The sequence below is a fragment of the Rhodococcus sp. NPDC055112 genome, assembly GCF_053607505.1.
The window spans coordinates 39,645-56,972 of sequence record NZ_JBSGTR010000031.1; the positions used below are offsets into that span (position 1 = coordinate 39,645).

Annotated in this window: 17 protein-coding genes; 9 read left to right on the top strand and 8 right to left on the bottom strand. The window is 69.5% G+C overall.

Going from position 1 to position 17,328, the window contains the following annotated elements; all coding sequences use genetic code 11:
* Positions 1-22: 22 nt before the first annotated feature.
* Positions 23-583, top strand: coding sequence for a hypothetical protein (locus ACWFRB_RS15180; RefSeq protein WP_452641964.1), 561 nt, complete (start codon positions 23-25; stop codon positions 581-583).
* Positions 584-604: 21 nt separating this feature from the next.
* Here ACWFRB_RS15180 and ACWFRB_RS15185 read toward each other — a convergent pair whose 3' ends face one another.
* A complete protein-coding gene (locus tag ACWFRB_RS15185) occupies positions 605-1,156 on the bottom strand; it encodes a MepB family protein (RefSeq protein WP_452641965.1) in 552 nt (183 codons plus the stop codon).
* Positions 1,157-1,237: 81 nt separating this feature from the next.
* Between ACWFRB_RS15185 and ACWFRB_RS15190 the strand changes: the two genes are divergently transcribed.
* A complete protein-coding gene (locus tag ACWFRB_RS15190) occupies positions 1,238-1,969 on the top strand; it encodes a VIT1/CCC1 transporter family protein (protein WP_452641966.1) in 732 nt (243 codons plus the stop codon).
* Positions 1,970-2,011: 42 nt separating this feature from the next.
* Entirely contained in the window at positions 2,012-2,656 is a 645-nt protein-coding gene (locus ACWFRB_RS15195; RefSeq protein WP_452641967.1) for a TetR/AcrR family transcriptional regulator, read from the top strand.
* Between the two features lie 2 nt (positions 2,657-2,658).
* Here the strand turns inward: ACWFRB_RS15195 and ACWFRB_RS15200 are convergent, their stop codons facing one another.
* The 5 genes from ACWFRB_RS15200 to ACWFRB_RS15220 form a co-directional block, all read right to left on the bottom strand.
* Positions 2,659-4,086, bottom strand: coding sequence for a lipase family protein (locus ACWFRB_RS15200; RefSeq protein WP_452641968.1), 1,428 nt, complete (start codon positions 4,084-4,086; stop codon positions 2,659-2,661).
* A 159-nt stretch (positions 4,087-4,245) separates the two neighbouring features.
* Positions 4,246-4,827, bottom strand: coding sequence for a TetR/AcrR family transcriptional regulator (locus ACWFRB_RS15205; RefSeq protein ID WP_452641969.1), 582 nt, complete (start codon positions 4,825-4,827; stop codon positions 4,246-4,248).
* Positions 4,824-6,053 carry a cytochrome P450 gene (locus tag ACWFRB_RS15210; protein WP_452641970.1) on the bottom strand — a complete coding sequence of 410 codons (1,230 nt, stop codon included), beginning with the start codon at positions 6,051-6,053 and terminating at the stop codon, positions 4,824-4,826. Before ACWFRB_RS15210 ends, ACWFRB_RS15205 begins: the two co-directional genes overlap by 4 nt.
* Before the next feature lie 57 nt (positions 6,054-6,110).
* Positions 6,111-6,584 carry a VOC family protein gene (locus tag ACWFRB_RS15215; protein WP_452641983.1) on the bottom strand — a complete coding sequence of 158 codons (474 nt, stop codon included), beginning with the start codon at positions 6,582-6,584 and terminating at the stop codon, positions 6,111-6,113.
* A 157-nt stretch (positions 6,585-6,741) separates the two neighbouring features.
* Entirely contained in the window at positions 6,742-8,268 is a 1,527-nt protein-coding gene (locus tag ACWFRB_RS15220; RefSeq protein WP_452641971.1) for a SpoIID/LytB domain-containing protein, read from the bottom strand.
* A gap of 221 nt (positions 8,269-8,489) precedes the next feature.
* On the opposite strand from ACWFRB_RS15220, the gene ACWFRB_RS15225 reads away from it, so the two are divergent.
* From ACWFRB_RS15225 to ACWFRB_RS15240, 4 genes are all read left to right on the top strand, one after another.
* Positions 8,490-10,754 (top strand): N-acetylmuramoyl-L-alanine amidase, encoded by a 2,265-nt coding sequence (locus ACWFRB_RS15225; RefSeq protein WP_452641972.1) that lies wholly within the window; start codon positions 8,490-8,492, stop codon positions 10,752-10,754.
* Between the two features lie 190 nt (positions 10,755-10,944).
* Positions 10,945-11,478, top strand: a complete 534-nt coding sequence (locus tag ACWFRB_RS15230; protein ID WP_452641973.1) for a hypothetical protein — start codon at positions 10,945-10,947, stop codon at positions 11,476-11,478.
* A gap of 227 nt (positions 11,479-11,705) precedes the next feature.
* The gene (locus ACWFRB_RS15235) at positions 11,706-13,010 is read left to right on the top strand and encodes a sensor histidine kinase (protein WP_452641974.1); all 1,305 of its coding nucleotides are present in this window, start codon (positions 11,706-11,708) and stop codon (positions 13,008-13,010) included.
* A complete protein-coding gene (locus tag ACWFRB_RS15240) occupies positions 13,010-13,651 on the top strand; it encodes a LuxR C-terminal-related transcriptional regulator (RefSeq protein ID WP_452641975.1) in 642 nt (213 codons plus the stop codon). Before ACWFRB_RS15235 ends, ACWFRB_RS15240 begins: the two co-directional genes overlap by 1 nt.
* 65 nt (positions 13,652-13,716) lie before the next feature.
* On the opposite strand, the gene ACWFRB_RS15245 is transcribed toward ACWFRB_RS15240, so the two are convergent.
* Positions 13,717-14,691: a helix-turn-helix transcriptional regulator gene (locus ACWFRB_RS15245; protein WP_452641976.1), complete on the bottom strand. Its 975-nt coding sequence runs from the start codon at positions 14,689-14,691 to the stop codon at positions 13,717-13,719.
* A 134-nt stretch (positions 14,692-14,825) separates the two neighbouring features.
* Here ACWFRB_RS15245 and ACWFRB_RS15250 point away from each other — a divergent pair, with 134 nt between their 5' ends.
* Positions 14,826-15,221 (top strand): RidA family protein, encoded by a 396-nt coding sequence (locus ACWFRB_RS15250; protein ID WP_452641984.1) that lies wholly within the window; start codon positions 14,826-14,828, stop codon positions 15,219-15,221.
* A 66-nt stretch (positions 15,222-15,287) separates the two neighbouring features.
* Here ACWFRB_RS15250 and ACWFRB_RS15255 read toward each other — a convergent pair whose 3' ends face one another.
* Positions 15,288-16,118 (bottom strand): HAD family hydrolase, encoded by an 831-nt coding sequence (locus ACWFRB_RS15255; RefSeq protein WP_452641977.1) that lies wholly within the window; start codon positions 16,116-16,118, stop codon positions 15,288-15,290.
* 258 nt (positions 16,119-16,376) lie between these two features.
* Here ACWFRB_RS15255 and ACWFRB_RS15260 point away from each other — a divergent pair, with 258 nt between their 5' ends.
* The gene (locus ACWFRB_RS15260; protein WP_452641978.1) at positions 16,377-17,294 is read left to right on the top strand and encodes an Ig-like domain-containing protein; all 918 of its coding nucleotides are present in this window, start codon (positions 16,377-16,379) and stop codon (positions 17,292-17,294) included.
* Positions 17,295-17,328: the final 34 nt, after the last annotated feature.

The following is a 17,328-nucleotide window of genomic DNA, read 5'->3' on the forward strand; positions in this document are numbered from 1 at the left end:
GGCAGTTGATAGCGTGATCGCCGTGACAGAGCTGGAAGAGCTGGTCCTGACCCCCGGCGAGCGGGCAAGGGGGATCCGCGTCGACAGTGTGATGTTCGGGATGGACTGGACGGGCGAGGAGCACCAAGGCCAGCTGGCGGCGTTCGTGGCCCGTCGGGTGCGGGCCTTCGGGGCAGAGCCGACGGACGTCGACACCGACGTCGTCTACCGGGCGGCCGAGGCCGACCCGACTCTGGGCCGCGGTGATTTCCCGGTCCGCCAGCTCGATCATCTGTCCGGTGTGCTGGCAGATCTCGGCTGCACGCTCGCGGTGTGGGACAACGGAACCGACACCTACGAGGTACTGGTGGCACTGACCGGCGAGGGTGAGCTGACCGGCCTGATGCACGAGGGCCTCCCGGTGCGGGCCTGGGGCTCGGAACCCGAGGAGACCCTGGTCAGCCTGAACTGCCCGGACTGCTCGCAGATGCTGGTCTGGGAACTGCCTGCGAACGAGACCCTGGCCGACGAGCGCTGCGATTGTGGAACCGTGTTGTTCGACGCCACCGGCCGGCCACTGCCCGACGTCACTCTCCACGACTGAGCCGACCCTGGATACAGGCGCCTACCTGCGTGGCCTCTGAGCCCGATAGAGCGCAAGGGCGCGGTCGACGTCGAGGGTGCCCGCGTCCGCGATCGGCAGGAAATGGTCCAACTGCCACGCCTGGGTGCCGCGAGCCTGGCGGCTGGTCGGCGCCGCCCACGGCGGGTACACGCGGATCGCCCGCTTCCCGCCCGCGCCGTCCCGCGACAGCACACCCCGATCGGCGAGCACCCTTTTCGGGAAGACGAACTGACCGAGGCGTTCGCCGTCGCGGGCGCTGACGATGAACAAATCGACCGGGTCGTCGACGTCGAAGGGCGCGATGGGGCCCTGCACCGACCGCTTCCACATGGTGACGAACTGACCGATCTTCTTCGGTGTCGTCTTGGCGACCCGGAACCGGATCGGCCGGCCGTCGACCGTGAACTCGTGCGCCCCGTAGGCCGCGCTCTCCGGCTCGGGCACCGGAGCGGAGCAGGCGAAGCCGCACGGGTCGAACACCAACGTCTTCGCGGCCAGCAGGTCCACGTGGACAACGCGGGCCCCCGACCAGGGTTCGGGTTCGATTCTCACGTGCCCGAGGGTACGGCGGCGCGACTTCGGCGAGCCTTGCATTGCTGGCCGAGTCACCTTGATACCGATAGCGTTCCGCCCATGAGTTCCGATCCGGATCAACTCCCGACCTCGCATCCGGCGGAGCCGCACGTGCAGGGGCTCTCCGCCAAGCTGAACTGGCTGCGTGCGGGCGTACTCGGCGCCAACGACGGCATCGTCTCCACCGCCGGTCTGGTCGTCGGCGTCGCCGCCGCGAGCACCGCCCGCGGCCCGATCCTCACCGCGGGCATCGCCGGGCTGGCGGCCGGGGCGGTGTCCATGGCGCTGGGCGAGTACGTCTCGGTCAGCACCCAGCGCGACACCGAGCGGTCGCTGCTGGCCAAGGAACGCCGGGAACTCGCCGAGCTGCCCGACGCCGAACTCGACGAGCTCGCATCCCTGTACGAGGCGAAGGGCCTGACCCCCGCGACCGCCCGCACCGTGGCGAAGGAACTGACGGCGCACGACGCGTTCGTCGCGCACGCCGACGCCGAGCTGGGCATCGACCCCGACGAGCTGACCAATCCGTGGCAGGCCGCCATCTCCTCGGCCATCTCCTTCACCCTCGGCGCCCTGTTGCCGCTGATCGCGATCCTCGTCCCGCCCGCCACCTCGCGCGTGCCGATCACGTTCGTCGCGGTGCTCGTCGCGCTCGCGCTGACCGGCAGTGTCAGTGCCCGCCTCGGCGGGTCCCCACGCGGGAAGGCCGTACTGCGGGTGGTGCTGGGCGGCGCGCTCGCGATGCTCGTCACCTACGGCATCGGGCAGATCGTGGACACCGTGCAGGTCTGAGCCCGGTCACCGCTCTCACCGCGCGGCGGTAGGCTCGCGCCCGTGACGACGCCGGAATCGAGCCGGAGCTATGGCGGCCGGTCGGTTACGGACCGACGGGCGGACCGACGTGCGCGGTTCCTCGACGCGGCGCTGACGGTGTTCGCCGACAAGTCCTATGTCAACAGCACGATCAGCGACATCTGCGCAGAGGCGGGGCTCTCCCGCCGACAGTTCTACGAGGAGTTCGCGGGCCGCGAGGAGATCCTGGTGGCGCTGTACGACGGCATCCAGCGCGACGCGGGCGCCGCGATCGCCGCCGCCTACGAATCGGTGCCGCCAACCGATCTGTGGCTGGCCGCCTCGACGGTCATGACCGCCTACGTGACGTCGATCGGGACCGATACCCGCCGCGCGAAGATCGCGTTCGTCGAGATCGTCGGCGTGAACGACCAGGTGGAGCGGCACCGCCTCGCCCAACGCCGGGACTGGGCCCGGGTGTTCGAGTCACTGCTCCGCGCGATCGTCGGGCCCGACCTCCGCCCGCCCGGCGGCTACGAGATGTCCGCGACCGCGTTCATCGGTGCCGTGAACGGCCTGGTCCACGAATGGAGCATCACCGAACCCCGGCCGCCCGTCACCGATCTCGTCGAGGTTCTGAGCACCATCCTGGTGGCGCTCGTCAGCGAGCGCCCGGCGGGGCGCTGACCTCAGCGCCCGGCGCCGATCGCCTTGCCGAACAGACCGGCGAGCACCTCGCCCACCGCTGCGGTGAAGGTCGGCCAGGTCGACTGGTCGAGGGTCATCGATCCGACGTCCCTGACCTGGCAGCCCGGTTGGGCCTGCACCCCGTTCATGCGGTCACGCAGCCACATCAGGGCGCTCGGCGCTCCCGCCGCACCGAGCGACAGGTGCTCGCTGAAGTGGTCGCGGGTGTACTGCACCCGCGCCGAGGGGTCCTGGCAATAGGAGTCGACCAGAGCGTTCACCTGTCCGACCGGGATGATCCAGTCCGGATTGGACTGGTAGATGAACAGCGGCGCCTCCGGCACGGACTTCCCCATCCGGGTTCGGTCGATCACCGACCGGACCACGGGCTCGTCCAGCGGATCGCCTGGGACGTCGAGCATGCCCTTGTTGTTTGCGAACGGAACGAGCGCGGCCTGGTACGAGACACACAACGGGTTCTTGACGGTCATCAGCGCCCGCCCCAGCGGATTCATCCGCTGGTCGAGGAACTGCTGGAACTCGGGGTACTCGCGTCCGAGACCCAGAACGGCCGCGAGAACGAGTCCCGATGGCGCGGCGTTGTCGGCGTTGTTCAGCACCACGCTCAGGTCCGCGGGCACGCCGCCCTCCGCGGCCCCGACCAGATCGATCTCGGGCGCATAGGACGGCTGCATCTCGGCGGCGTGACCCGTCGCGATCGCCCCTCCCGAGTACCCCCACATGCCGACCCGGGTCTGCGTACCGGGCAGCTCCAGCGGCGCGAACCGCTCGGCGGCACGGATGCCGTCGAGCGTGAGGCGCCCGCCGAGCGGTCCGACAGCGTAGGCCGAATTCGGGCCCTGATAGTCCGGTACCGAGACCGCCCAGCCCTGGGCGAGCGCGGTCTGGACCTCGAGGAACTCGAGGGAGACGATCTGCGAGCCGGTGACGAGGGTCGGCACCGACGCGAGCTGCAGGGCGTAGGAGGGCGCGCAGTACTGGGCTGTCGCATCCTCGGCGATCTGGAAGGACACGAGCTTGCCGCCGCCGTCCTTCGCGGGCCCGCGGGGCTTGAGCACGGTCGTCACGGCCGCGACGGGCTCGTCACGGGTGTTGGTGGATCGGTACGACAGTTGCCACGCGTCGACATTCACCGGAATCGCGTTGAGATTGGCGACGTTCACCGTGCGCGCGGCGATGATCTCGCCTGGCGCGAGGGACTCGTAGGCCGACAGCGGCGGCGCGTAGAACGCGGGGTCCAACTCGGGTGGGCTCGGCGGGACGGGGAAGGGCAGCGCGGGCGCGACCGCCACGTCCGACTGGTGCGCGGGCTGGGCCGCCACGCTCCCGGCGCCCATCACGACCGCCAGGGCGAGGACCGCGACCGGGACTCCCGCCCGCCGCATCCGTCGTTGTCCTACACCGCGCATGGCTCCCCCAGAGTCAAAGTGAGACCAGTCCGTCTCACATGTTGTGCCGAGACGGTACAGACGTGATGCGGGTCGCACAATCCCCCGCGTGTGGACCAGGACTCTCGGCGACGAGCCGGCCGGTGGCGTCACCACGCCCGGGCCAGCCGGCCGCGGTCGTCAGACCCGGTGGGCGGGCGCCATCAGCACCGGGATCACGAACTGCTCGATCATCGCTTTCTCGTCGGCGTCATCGGCGCCGGGGACGGTGAGCAACGAGACGATGACTCGGACCAACCACCGTGCCCGCCTGGAGATCTCGCGGTCGTCGCTGCCCCCCGCGTCGCCGAGGAAGCTCGCGCCGAGCACCTCGATCACCTGCGAGGTCCCGGCCAGCTCGGAGGCGATGCCCGCGTCGCCGAGCCCGAACCAGGCGGCCAGCGTCGGTGTCGCGCGCACCTCGCGCACCGAGGCGAGGATGGCCGCGGTGATCCGCTCGCGCGGATCCTCGATGCCTGCCACCAAGCCGGTCACCCGCTCACCGAGCCGCCGCGCCTCCCGGTGCACGAACGCCAGGTGCAGCGCGCGGCGGTTCTCGAAGTAGCGGTACAGGGTCGCGCGCGAGCACCCGGCGGCCTTGGCGACCTCGGCCATGCCGGTCGTCGCGACGCCGCGCTCGACGAACAGCTCCGCTGCCGCGTCGAGGATGCGCTCCGCCGCGAGATCGGTGCGTTCGTCGCGCAGCCAGGTTCCCGAACTCATGGCCGGAACGGTACGTGCGTTGGCCGCCGGACGTAGTTACCGGCCGCGTACTCGATGCCGTCGACGTCCACCTCGAAGTCGGGGCAGCGGGCCAGCAGTTCCTCGAGCGCGACGCGGGCCTGCATGCGCGCGGCCGCGGCGCCGAGGCAGTGGTGGCTGCCGTGACTGAAGGTCATGATCTGGCGGGGCGCCCGCAGCACGTCGAGTTCCTCGGAGTTCGCGCCGTACGCCCTCGGATCGCGGTTCGCGGACCCGTAGACCAGCAGCGTCTTGCGGCCCGCGGGGATGGTGACGCCCTCGATCGTGACGTCGCGGGTTGTCGTGCGGGCCAGCCCCTGGACCGGAGAGGTGAGGCGGAGCAGCTCGTCCACGGCGTCGGGGATGCGGGACGGATCCTCCAGCAGCAGCGCGCGCTGGTCGCGGTGCTGGGTGAGCAGCGCCGAGGAGCCGCCGAGCATGCCGGTGGTGGTGTCGTTGCCACCGGTGACCATCGTGAACGCGAACCCCAGGATGGACAGCACGCCCGCGAAGTCCCCGTCGGCGGCGATGCCGGCGGCGACGAGGTGCGAGATGGTGTCGTCGGCTTCCTTGCCCGCGGCGACGTCGGCCTTGCGCCGTTCGATCAGCCCGCCGAAGTAGCCCATCAGGTCGCCGACCGCGGTCGCCGCCTCGAGCGGGTCGCCGTTGGCGTTGGCGGCGACGATCGCCTCGGTCCAGCCGTCGAACTGCCCGCGGTCCTCCTCGGGAACGCCCAGGTAATGCGCCACCACCATGCTCGGCAGCGGCTTGAACAGCTCGGTGACGATGTCGCCGCCGCCGGCCGCGCGCAACCCCTCGATGCGCTCGACGACGAACTCGCGGACCGCAGGCTCCACGGCCTCGACCTGACGCGGCGTGAACCCGCGGGCGACGAGGCGACGGAAGTCGGTGTGCACCGGCGGATCGAGCATCACCAGAGGCGGGTTGTCCCTGAGCCCGATCTTGTCGAGCTCGCCGTAGCTCGTGGTCAGGCCGTCCGCGGACGAGAACGTCTCGTGGTCGCGCGCGGCCGCGTACACGTCGGCGTGCCGGGTCAGCACCCAGTAGTCGTCGGCGGGCGACTGCTCGGGGACGACGTGATGCACCGGGTCGTGCTCGCGCAGCGCCGCGTACATGCCCCAGGGGTCGCGCCAGGACTCTGCCGAACGCGGAACGTAGGCGGCCTGGCCGGACATAGTCGTCGTCATGTGTCGAGAGTGAGACACATGAGCAACTTTGTCAATCATGTGCCGAGGACGGCGGCCCTACTCTCCGTCGTACGCCCGGCGCAGCTCGTTCACGTCGAGCTTCTTCATCTGCAACATCGCCTGCATGGCACGCTGCGCCTTCTCGGGATCGCCGGTGACCATCATCTCGTCGAAGCCCGGGGGCACGATCTGCCAGGACAGTCCGTACTTGTCCTTGAGCCAGCCGCACTGCACCTCCTGCCCGCCATCCGCGGTCAGCTTGGCCCAGTACTCGTCGACCTCCTCCTGCGAATCGCAGTTGACGAGCAGGGAGACCGCCTCGGTGAAGGTGAACTGCGGTCCGCCGTTGATCGCGTTGAACTGCTGACCGTTCAGCTCGAAGTCCACGGTCATCACGCTGCCCTCCGGGCCCGGCGCTCCCGCCGGGTACCGGGCGATCGTCAGGATCCTCGAGTCCTTGAAGATCGACACGTAGTAGTTCGCGGCCTCCTCGGCCTGATCGTCGAACCAGAGTGAGGGGTTGATCTGCATCGTTGCCTCCAGGGTCGTGGTTTTCACTCTCACATGTTGTGACCCGGGAGGGAACCGAAACTCATCGCCGACACCGACACCGACACCGACACCGACATCCGGATGAGTTCCGCCCGGTTCACGGGCGGTACTCATCCGGATCCGTGCGCAGCGGCGATCAGCTCCCCAGGCCGGGCAGCTTGGCCGTCAGGACGCTGGCATCGAGCACCTGCGCGCCGGTGATCTTGGTCCAGACGATGGCCCCGTGCGTGTACATCCGGAACCGCCCCGCCTCGTCGGGCATCGCCAGCTCCGGCCCGACCGGGGCCCCGAGTACGCCCAGATGCCCCCCGAGCTCCGCGTACTTGCGCTCGATGTCGGTCGGCTCCACAGCCCCGGTCGGGTCGGCGTTGTCGACGCCCGGCGCAGCGAGAGCGGAGGCAGGCGGCGGCGCGGCGGGCCCGATCCCCTCGGTGATGGTGAACCAGTCGGACTTCAGCCCCAGCTTGGTGCGCGCCTCGTCGCCGGTCACCTCCTTGGTGCCGGTCGAGCCCGCCACCCTCAGCCCCGTGACCCGCCCGCCGTCGGGCCCGAGGTTGTTGCGCGAGGTGACCTCGATCGAATGCAGCTCGCCGACGCCGAAGGCGGTGGCGATCTCGCCCGCTGTCAGGGTCTGCGTCCATTTGTGGTTGGGCGATTCGGTGTCGCCGAGGTCCTCGACGGCCCCGAACGCGCCGCCGGCGCTGTACCCGCCGGTCGACGCCGAGAACTCCGCGGAGACCGGCTTGCCCTCCTTCATCAGCACCTTGCCCGTGGTGGAGCGGACGGCCTCGGTTGTCTTCGGGTTCTCCTTGGACGAGCCGCCGTACACCTGGCAGTCCTGCGTGTCGCAGGTCTCCGCGTAGGCGTAGCGGCTCTCGGCCGCCGCGTAGGACCGGGCCGCGACGGCCTGCGCGCGCAGTGCCTCCGCGCCACCGGTGTCCGCCCATTCGGCCCTCGACTCCGCCGGCACGACGCCGAGCAGATAGTCCTCCATGCCGACGTGGTTGACGACCCGGGGCGCGTCGCCCTCGAGCGCGACGCCGAGGGAGCCGCGGAACGGCGCGCCGCCACCACACAGCTTCAGGTGTTCGTTCGCCGGCCGGTCCGGACCGAGGTCGACGGGGTCCACCCAGGGGTGGGCGGTGGACTCCTGCCACAGCACCTCGCCGTCACAGCCCCTTGTGACCACCACCGTCGCGCCGCCGCCGGGCGCCGCGGTGAGGTGCGCGGCCTCTCCCGGCGCCACGGTCCGGCCCGCAACGCCCATCGGCGAATCCGAGAACACGTCGAGCCCCTTGCCGTCCAGGCCCATGAGCCGGACACCGATCGCCTTGTCCCCCAACGCTTCGAGCGTGGTTCCGCCGTAGTAGTAGCCGAGAATGCGTTCGGCGGTCCAGCCCTGCTTGGCGTAGCCGTACGCCCCCCACTGCCCCATCCCCCGGCCGTGACCGTGGCCGTAGCCGGTCAGTGTGTACGGGGCGTCGGCGGCGACGGTCTCGGCGACATCCGGACTCGCCGACCTGGTTGCGACCACCACGCCGACGGTGCCGCCGACCAGGAGCACGGGCGCCAGCCCCAGGATCGCGGCCCGCATCGCGAACGGCGTCCAGCCGCTCCGCATCGGGCGACCGACGACAAACTTCTTCCTACGGGTCCTCGCCATACCCTGATCTCCTCATCGACGGAGTTGATCGTCAGCGCGCGACATACGGGATGACGCGCGGTGGCGCGTACGTGCCGATCTCGAAAGCCTCAAGTTAAGGTTGAGCGTTGGAAAGTTTGTGACTAGTGTGGCAAGAGTGACTAGCGATGGCAACAACCGTCACACCTGCATCACCAGTTGCTGACACCGACACCCGCGAACCACAACTGAGGGAGTCCCTTTTGCCGTACCGCCGACCAAAGCCGTCAATCGTTCTCGGCACGGTTGCCGCCTTGGCGATCGCGAGCCCGCTCGCGGTCTGGGGCGTCACCAGCGCCACCGGCGTCCGTTCCACCACCACCTCCGCGCCGTCGGCGGTCCCGACGCAGATCGCCGAGGTTGTCCTCGCGCAGGTTCCCGACATCGTGATCCCGCTCAAGGACATCACCGGACTCGACCTGCCCGACCTGAGACTCTCCGACCTGAAGAAGATCCCGATCCCGGCCAATCTCCCTACCGAGATCCCGCTGCCGCAGAACCTGCCGTTGCCCCCCGGGATCTCGCTGCCGCCGTCGATCCAGATCCCGCAGCTGACCGCGCCCGGCGACATCGCAGGCGGCGCACCGGCTCCCGCTCCCGCACCGGCTCCCGCCGCGGTCCCCGAGGAGCAGTTCGGGACCGCGGTCAAGGAGATCACCCGCGACACCCCGTTCAGCATGATCGCGCTGACCTCGGAGCTCGGCGCCGCCGCCGCCAAGGTTCGCGCCCAGCTGGCCGACGGCTCGTGGGGACCCTGGTTCACCACCGAGAAGATCGACTCCCGCAAGGACGACAAGACCACGGGGGGCAAGACGGGCACCGAGCCGGTGTTCGTCGGCGCCACCAAGGCCGTCCAGGTGCTGGTCACCAACGTCGAGAAGGCCGCGGCGGCGCTGCCCGCGTCGGGCACCGCCGACGCTCCGGCGCCCGGCGTCCCTGCCCCGGCGCTGCCGAACCAGCTCGCCCCGGCCGATCCCGCGCAGCTGCCGATGGGCTTCGCGCCCGCCGCGCTGTCGAACCCGCTGCGCGGCCAGGAACCCGCGCCGCAGCCGGAGGCACCGCAGCAGGCGCCGGCTCCGCAGCCGGAGGCACCGCAGCAGGCGCCCGCGCCGCAACCGGCCACCGCTCAGCAGGCGAAGTCCGTGCAGCAGCTCGCCGAGGCGGTCACGGCCGTGCTCATCGAGCCGGGCACCTCGGCATCGGACAGCACCCTCGGCGACATCGCGTCTCCCCTCGGCAGTTCGTCCGGCCCGAAGGTGATCACCCGCGCGCAGTGGGGGGCCGACGAGTCCATCCGCTGCCAGGAGCCGGTGTACGACGACTCCCTCGGCGGCGCGACGGTGCACCACACCGCGGGTAGCAACGACTACTCCAAGTCGGAGTCGGTCGAGATCGTCCGCGCGATCTACGCATACCACGCCTCCACGCTCGGTTGGTGCGATGTCGGCTACAACGTGCTTGTCGACAAGTACGGCCAGATCTTCGAGGGCCGCGCGGGCGGTCTGGACCGCAACGTCCAGGGCGCACACGCGGGCGGGTTCAACGAGAACACCATGGGCATCGCGATGATGGGCGACTTCTCCACGGTGACCCCGCCGCAGGAGACCGTCAACGCGGTCGGCAAGTTCCTCGGCTGGCGACTCGCAAAGGCGGGCCTGGATCCCAAGGGCCGCACCACGATGTACTCCGAGGGCACCGAGTTCACGCCATACGCCCAGGGTGAGGCCGTGGACCTGCCGATCATCTTCGCGCACCGCGACGTGGGCAACACCAGCTGCCCTGGCGACGCCGGCTACGCCAAGCTCGGCCAGATCCGCGACATCGCGGCGGCGAACCTGGGCGGGAGTTCGTCGTCCGGCGTGCTCGCCGCGGCACCGAACAACTCGCCCACCGACAACGCGACGCCGGGGGTCGCCCCTGACGCTGCCGCGGCAGGCACCGGCTCGACGGCGGGCGCCATCGGCGCACTGGTCGGCGAGCTGCTCCGGCTGACCGACCCCTCCCCCATCGCACAGAAGTGGATCGCGGAGGGCGGCGACACCGGACGCCTCGGGAACTCGCTGTCCGGCGAGATCCCGGTCAAGGGCGGCAACAAGGTCGTGAAGTTCACCAACGGCGCCATCGCCACCTCCCCGAACGGCGGGGTGTGGACGGTGCTCGGCAAGATCTTCGAGACCTGGCAGACCGCCGGCCTCGACTCCGGTTCGCTCGGCCTGCCGACCAGCGATGAGTACACGGTGCCGGACGGCAAGCGCACCGACTTCGAGGGCGGATCGTTGATCTTCAACGAGGTCACCGGCATCGTCACCACGATCATCAAGACCTACAACGACGCCTACGCGAAGGCCTATCAGGAGGGCGCGGCCGCGACCCCCGCCGCCGCACCCGTCGCCGAGGCGGCACCCGCTCCTGTGGCGCCTCCCGCTCCGCCTGCGGCCGCCGAACCGGCGCCCGCGCCCGCCGGCTGAGCCTCGGGCACATCGAACGAAAGCGGCGGCCCTGCATCGGAATCCCGATGCAGGGCCGCCGTCTTTCGCGACCTCGAGCAGAAGGCAAATAGGTTCAGGTAGCTGACTACTCGTGCGCTCGGAAGACATTCGCAGGAGTATCGAGAAACCATCGGTGGCGGTTCTTCGCCAGCGAGCTGGGGTGAGGAAGATGATTGACTTTCAGATTGACCTTCAGCAATGGGCATACGGAGCCACGCTCGCCGGTGCTGCTCTGACCTTCCTGGTCGGGGCCGCCACGGTTGCAGTGCTCGTCAACACACTCAATCTGACCAAACAGAGCAAGCGTTCCGACTCGTTGAGTGAGTTCAACAGACGCTTCAATCAGATTTGGGAGATGCGCCACAAGAGCGGCGCCAAGGCAAATCAACTCGCGTATTTTTGCCTTTTCTGGAATCTGCAGTTTGATCAATTTCATGCCTGGCAGCAGGGCCTCGTCACAGATGAAACCTTCACATACTGGTGCTCCAGTCGGAGCCGCGAATGGATTCAGGACAAGCCAATCCTCGAAGACTTGGCGCCGGCAGAACAGATCAAGTATCGAGATGCATACACCAAGGTCACCGCCGACTGGATCGGGTCCGATTTCACCGACTTCATGAAGGTCCTTCACGAGCGCGGCGCTCCCGATGCAATCGAGCGATATCGACCGAGAAAGGCATCATTCCGCGGTCGGAATTCCTGACCCGTCGAGACCACATGCAAATTGCCTGCCCGTCGACAGTCACGTCATCGAGGCCAGGTCTCAACGCGTCAGGCGGACCAAGCGCCCCCACAACCCGTCGAGAACGGCAGCATCGTTCCGCAGCGCGAACAGCACCGCGCCTCGCGCCGGGGGTGTGGCTGGCCACACCCCCGAATCGCCTGGCAACACCCTCGAACGGTCGTCGGGCATCGGGAAACATGGTTCCCATGACGACGACCGCGCACCGTGCACCGCCGCTCCTCGAGTTCCTCCGCGCCCCGATCGCCGCGCAGACCTGGCGCGAGACCGGTTACCTGACGGCGACCGCCGTGCTGGCGCTCGCAGGCATCACCTATCTCTTCCTTGGCGCCATGTTCGGGGGCGTCCTCGTGATCACCCTGATCGGCATCCCCCTGCTGGCGGCGATGATCGTGGGGGCCAGGGGGTTCGGACACGCCTACCGCGCCCTCTCCGCGTCGATGCTCCGCTCGCCGGTGCAGGATCCGCCTCCGTTCTCCCCTCGGCCCGGTGCACTCGGGTTCATCTGGTCCGGGCTCATCGACCGAACGGGATGGCGCGCGATCGCGTTCATGCTGATCAAGACCCTGCTCGCGATCGCAGCCGTGTGGGGCGCCCTACTCTTCGCGGTCGTCTCGTTGGGCTTCGCGGTCTCGCCCCTGCTGTGGTGGCTGATCGATCCCGTGAACTACGACTCGAACGGCGTCGCCCGGTACTCCCTCATCCAGTTCGGTGACGTGTACCTCGACACCTGGGCGCAGATGCTGGTGCTATCGGCGACCGGCATCGTCGGCCTGTTCCTTGCGCCCTGGCCGATCCGCGGGCTCGCCGCGCTGGACCGGGTGCTGATCCGGGCACTGCTCGGGCCCGCACCTCGCGACGTTCGCGTCGAGGAACTCGAGCGCACCCGCACCGAGGCGGTCGAGGACTCGGCCACGAGGCTGCGCCGGGTCGAGCGCGACCTGCACGACGGAACCCAGGCCCGACTGGTGGCGATGGCGATGACCCTGGGCCGCGCCGAGGACCGGATCGCGGCGGGCGAGGACCCCTCGGAGCTGGTGCACAGCGCGCACTCCGCCGCCAAGGACGCGCTGACCGAGCTACGGGAAGTGGTGCGGGGCATCCATCCGCCCGCCCTCGACCTCGGCCTTGCCCCCGCGCTGCAGACGCTGGCCGCCCGCAGCGCCGTGCCGGTCGACCTCGCGGTGTCGGTGGATCCGCGGCCGACTCCCGGCACCGAGACGATCGCCTACTTCTCCGTCGCCGAGCTGCTCACCAACGTCGCCAGGCATTCCGGGGCGACCCGAGCATGGGTGTCCGCGACGTCAGACGACCATGGACTGTCGGTGTCGGTGCGGGACAACGGCATCGGCGGGGCGGTCATCGGAGGCGGCAGCGGGCTGGCCGGGCTCGCGGCCAGGGCCGGTACCGTGGACGGATCACTGCACGTGGACAGCCCGGTCGGGGGTCCGACCGTGGTGACCCTTTCGTTGCCGGTCGACGGGACACACTGATGCGGGTCGTGATCGCAGAGGACAACGCCATCCTCCGAGATGGTCTGGCGCAGTTGCTGATCGAACGTGGACACGAGGTCGTGGCCATCGTCGGCGACGCAACCTCGCTGGGGGCGGCCGTCGCCGAGCACCTGCCTGATGTCGCGGTCGTCGACATCCGGATGCCACCCACCTTCACCGACGAGGGCCTGGTCGAGGCGGTGGCCCTGCGCCGCCGGTTCCCCGACATCGGGGTGCTCGTGTTCTCCCAGTGGGTTGAGACACGTTATGCCGCCGAGCTTCTCGCCGGACAGGCCGCAGGTGTCGGCTATCTGCTCAAGGACCGGGTCGCGGATGTCGGCGAGTTCGTCGATGCCCTGCAGCGGGTGGCGGCAGGCGGGACCGCCCTCGATCCCGAGGTGGTGACCCAGTTGATCGGCTCGAGCCGCAAGGCCCAGGCCCTCGACGCCCTCACCCCACGCGAGCGGGAGGTACTCGGGCTGATGGCGCAGGGGCTGTCCAACGCCGCCCTGGCCGCCTCGCTGCACGTGACCGAGAGAGCCGTCGAGAAGCACATCGGCAACATCTTCACCAAGCTGGACCTGCCGCCGTCGGACGGCCACCACCGACGGGTGCTCGCCGTGCTTCGCTACCTCGAGTGAGATCGCGCTGCCGTCAGTCCCTCTCAGCGCATCAGCCGGACCAGCGGGGCAGACCGCGGCAACCCTCAGGACGGGACTCCGTAACGGGCGGCGATCGCGGCGGCGCGGTTGCGCAGGGAGTCGCGCAACCACTGCGGGGCAAGGGCTTCTGCGTCCAGCGCGAGCTGCCACAGCGCCCATTCGGCGTGTCGCGGATCTTGGAAGGTCACCTCCATCTGCAGCCAGCCGTGTTCGTCGGGTTCCTCGGTGCGGACGGCCAGCGCGGTGGCCAGCAGGTCCTCCCGTCGTGACGGGTTCACCCGTACGAGCACGGTGACCTGGTCGCCGCTGGTCCGAAACCGTGTGCTGCGTTCCCGCCAGGCACGGTCCAGATCGACCCGGTCCGGTCGCTGTGCCGGTTCGAGGAGTTCCTCCGCGGCCACCACCCGCGACAGCCGGTAGGTGCGGTCCTCTCCAGATCTCGTGGCCAGCAGGTAGCCCCGGTCGCGTACGGTGACCAGCCCGATCGGGTCCACCGTGCGCCACTGCGGGGTCTGGTCGAGCGCCGCATAGTGGATGCGCAGCTTGTTTCCGGCGAACACCGCGCGCCGGATCTCGGCCAATACGGTGCCGGGCACCTCCTCGGCGTCCAGCCGACGCGACAGCAGGTCGGTCTCCGGGTCGATGAGCAATCGCTCGGCCACGTCGGCTGCGGTGTCCCGATAGCTTTCGGGAAGCGCGTCGACCACTTTGAGCATCGCCGCAGCAAGCGCCGAGTCGAGGCCGAATGCCTGTGCGCCGCGCCGCGATCCGGCGACCAGCAAGGCAAGGGCCTCGTCATAGTTCAGCCCGGTGAGCTCCGTCCGAAACCCGGGCAACAACGCGAAACCGCCGTGCCTGCCGCGTTCGGCGAAGACCGGGACGCCTGCCACGGACAGCGCCTCGATGTCGCGCAACACGGTGCGGGTGGACACCTCTAGCTCGTCGGACAGCTCGGCCGCGGTCAGCCGACCGCGCTGGCGTAGCAGCAGCACCAACGACACCAACCGGTCGGCGCGCATGCGAAAACTCTACCGAATACACGACACAGGATGTCGTGATTCGTTGGGAGGCTTGCCACCACGGCGTCACAGACAGCGGCCGCCGGGCCGACGGACGTACGTATGTCAACGAATCGAATGGAGCTGATGTGGCAGTGGAACGAACGGCAGTCAACCCTGTGGCGTGGTCGGTGGAGATGGGATTCAACCAGGGTGAGCTCGTGTCCGGGCACACCCGGACCCTGTACTGCTCCGGGCAGACCGCGATGAGCGGCGACGGCAAGCCCGAGCATGACGGTGACATGGCGGCGCAGTTGGCGCTGAGCCTCGACAACATGGAGGCCGTGCTCGGAGAGGCAGGCATGTCCCTCGCGAACCTCGTGCGGCTCAACGTCTACACCACCGACGTCGATCTGCTCTTCCAGCACTACGGCGTGCTGGCGGCGAGGTTGGGCGCCTCCGGGGTGGCACCGGCCACCACGATGCTCGGGGTCACCCGGCTGGCGATCCCCGGCCAGATGGTCGAGCTCGAGGGAACCGCCGTCGGGTGATGCCACCTCGCCGCCTCCGGCAGGGCTGCCGGAGGCGGCGGGCAGCAGGAAGGTCAGTGCGTGGAGCTAGCCCCACCAGCGCTCGAGGACCCGCGCCACGCCGTCCGCCGAATTCGACGTGGTCACCTCGTCGGCCGCCGTGATCGCGTCGAGGTGCGCGTTCTCCATGGCGACCCCGTGCCGGGCCAGGGTGAGCATGGGCACGTCGTTGGGCATGTCACCGAACGCCACGATGCCGGACACCGGGATGCCGAGCTGCTCGGCGACCACCGTGAGCCCGGACGCCTTGGTGATCCCGGGGGCGGAGACCTCGATCAGGCCCTTGTCGGTCGAATACGTCAGGTCCGCACGGGCGCCGATCAGCGGGGCGAGGGCGGCGGCCATCGCGGCGCTGCTGGTGCCGGGCAGCCGGATCAGCAGCTTCACCGCGGGGTGGGCCAGCACCTCGTCGCCTGACATCTCGGTGTTGTCCGGGTTCAGCCAGGCGTGCTCGTAGCCCGGCGAGCTGACGAACTGTGGGGTGGCCGCGTCGTGCGCGCTGGCCCCGACCCGCTCCGCGGCGAGGCCGCAGCCGGGCAGGGCGCTCATCGCCAGATCCGCCAGCCAGCCCAGCTCGTCGGTGGACAGCGTGACCGCGCTGAGCACCCTGTCGGCATTGCTGTCGTAGACCACCGCGCCGTTCGCGCAGACGGCCAGCGGCGCGAACCCCAGCTCATCGACCACCGGCGCGATCCACCGCGGCGGGCGGCCGGTGGACAGCACGAACGGCGTCCCGTCGGCCACCGCCGCCCGGACGGCGGCCCTGGTCCGGGGGCTGACCTTTTCCTCGTCGTCGATCAGGGTGCCGTCGACGTCGCTGGCGATCAGCAGGGGCTTGGTGTGTCGGTTGTCCTGCACCGAACCCATCATGCCGGAACCACCCGTGGACACCGACGGCACAGACCGCGGCCACCCCGGCGGCGGGGCGGCGCCGAGCCGGTGTAACGCGTTCCATCCGAGGCGGAACCGCGACGCCCAGATCCCCTGCCACGCTGGGCCGATCGCGGTTTCAACGATTACGTACCTATGCGAACGAGTTCTCCTCTATGGTCCAGGTCACAGAAACTCTTTACTTCTGTGAAACTAACCGTTTCCGAAGCCAATAAGGAGCACTACATGTCCTTCACGCACGTTCGCCGGGGCGCGGTCCCCGTGGTCGCAGCCGCGGCGCTGGCCGCTGGCAGCCTGCTGATGGCGTCGCCCGCATCCGCCGCGCCCACCTCGATCGAGTTCAAGGGCGCCTGCCAGGCGAGGGCGATCCTCACCCAGCACATGTCGCAGCCGCTTGGCATGACGATCGATGCCCCGGGCTCCGTGAAGGTCGGCGAACAGTTCACCTACCGCCTGCAGCCGACGGTGAGCTCCCTGCCGGACAAGGAGTCCATCGCCACCACCACCGACATCCAACGACTCAAGATCGACTGGGAGCTCCCGGAGAACACCGAGTTCGTCGGCGCGTCGGTCGTTGCGGGCACCGGCAAGGGCCTGACCGGCGTCGCGCCCTCGGTCATCCGCGTCAACGACGCGGGCGAGCCCGACGCGGCAGGCACCATCCTGCGGCTGTCCGGCGACAACGAGACCGTCGGCAACGGCCCGAAATCCAGCCTGAACACCCCGGGCGGCATTTCGATGGAGAAGACGAAGACCGACATGGACGGCAACCCGACCGCCGACGGTTCCACCAAGTTCCAGCTGCCCGCCGTCGAGGTCACCGTCAAGGCCGTCGCCGAGGGCGTGGTCACCCCCACGGTGCGCGTCTCGGGCGACGCCGCGAACTACAACAGCGAGAAGAACTACGACACCTTCCTGGCGCGGGCGTTCGCGCTCGGCTCGAACCAGAACGCTCCGACCTTCTGCACCCCGAAGGACGGCACCCGGCCCGCCAACGACGTTCCGGTGAACGCGGGCGGCCGGGCCCTCGCGACCATCCAGGTCGGCGCGGGCGGACCGGTCGACCCGGGCGGCCCGGACCCGGTTGACCCGGGCGCCGGCTCCGTCGACCTCGGCTCGATCGGATCCATCTTCGGGTCCTGACCTGACAACGGAGGCCGGCTCCCCATCGGGGAGC

Coding starts and splice junctions, on each gene's coding strand:
- ACWFRB_RS15190 (WP_452641966.1), top strand. CDS start 1,238: ATGAGTTCCGATCCGGATCAACTCCCGACCTCGCATCCGGCGGAGCCG.
- ACWFRB_RS15200 (WP_452641968.1), bottom strand. CDS start 4,086: ATGCGCGGTGTAGGACAACGACGGATGCGGCGGGCGGGAGTCCCGGTC.
- ACWFRB_RS15205 (WP_452641969.1), bottom strand. CDS start 4,827: ATGAGTTCGGGAACCTGGCTGCGCGACGAACGCACCGATCTCGCGGCG.
- ACWFRB_RS15210 (WP_452641970.1), bottom strand. CDS start 6,053: ATGACGACGACTATGTCCGGCCAGGCCGCCTACGTTCCGCGTTCGGCA.
- ACWFRB_RS15215 (WP_452641983.1), bottom strand. CDS start 6,584: ATGCAGATCAACCCCTCACTCTGGTTCGACGATCAGGCCGAGGAGGCC.
- ACWFRB_RS15220 (WP_452641971.1), bottom strand. CDS start 8,268: ATGGCGAGGACCCGTAGGAAGAAGTTTGTCGTCGGTCGCCCGATGCGG.
- ACWFRB_RS15230 (WP_452641973.1), top strand. CDS start 10,945: ATGATTGACTTTCAGATTGACCTTCAGCAATGGGCATACGGAGCCACG.
- ACWFRB_RS15235 (WP_452641974.1), top strand. CDS start 11,706: ATGACGACGACCGCGCACCGTGCACCGCCGCTCCTCGAGTTCCTCCGC.
- ACWFRB_RS15240 (WP_452641975.1), top strand. CDS start 13,010: ATGCGGGTCGTGATCGCAGAGGACAACGCCATCCTCCGAGATGGTCTG.
- ACWFRB_RS15245 (WP_452641976.1), bottom strand. CDS start 14,691: ATGCGCGCCGACCGGTTGGTGTCGTTGGTGCTGCTGCTACGCCAGCGC.
- ACWFRB_RS15260 (WP_452641978.1), top strand. CDS start 16,377: ATGTCCTTCACGCACGTTCGCCGGGGCGCGGTCCCCGTGGTCGCAGCC.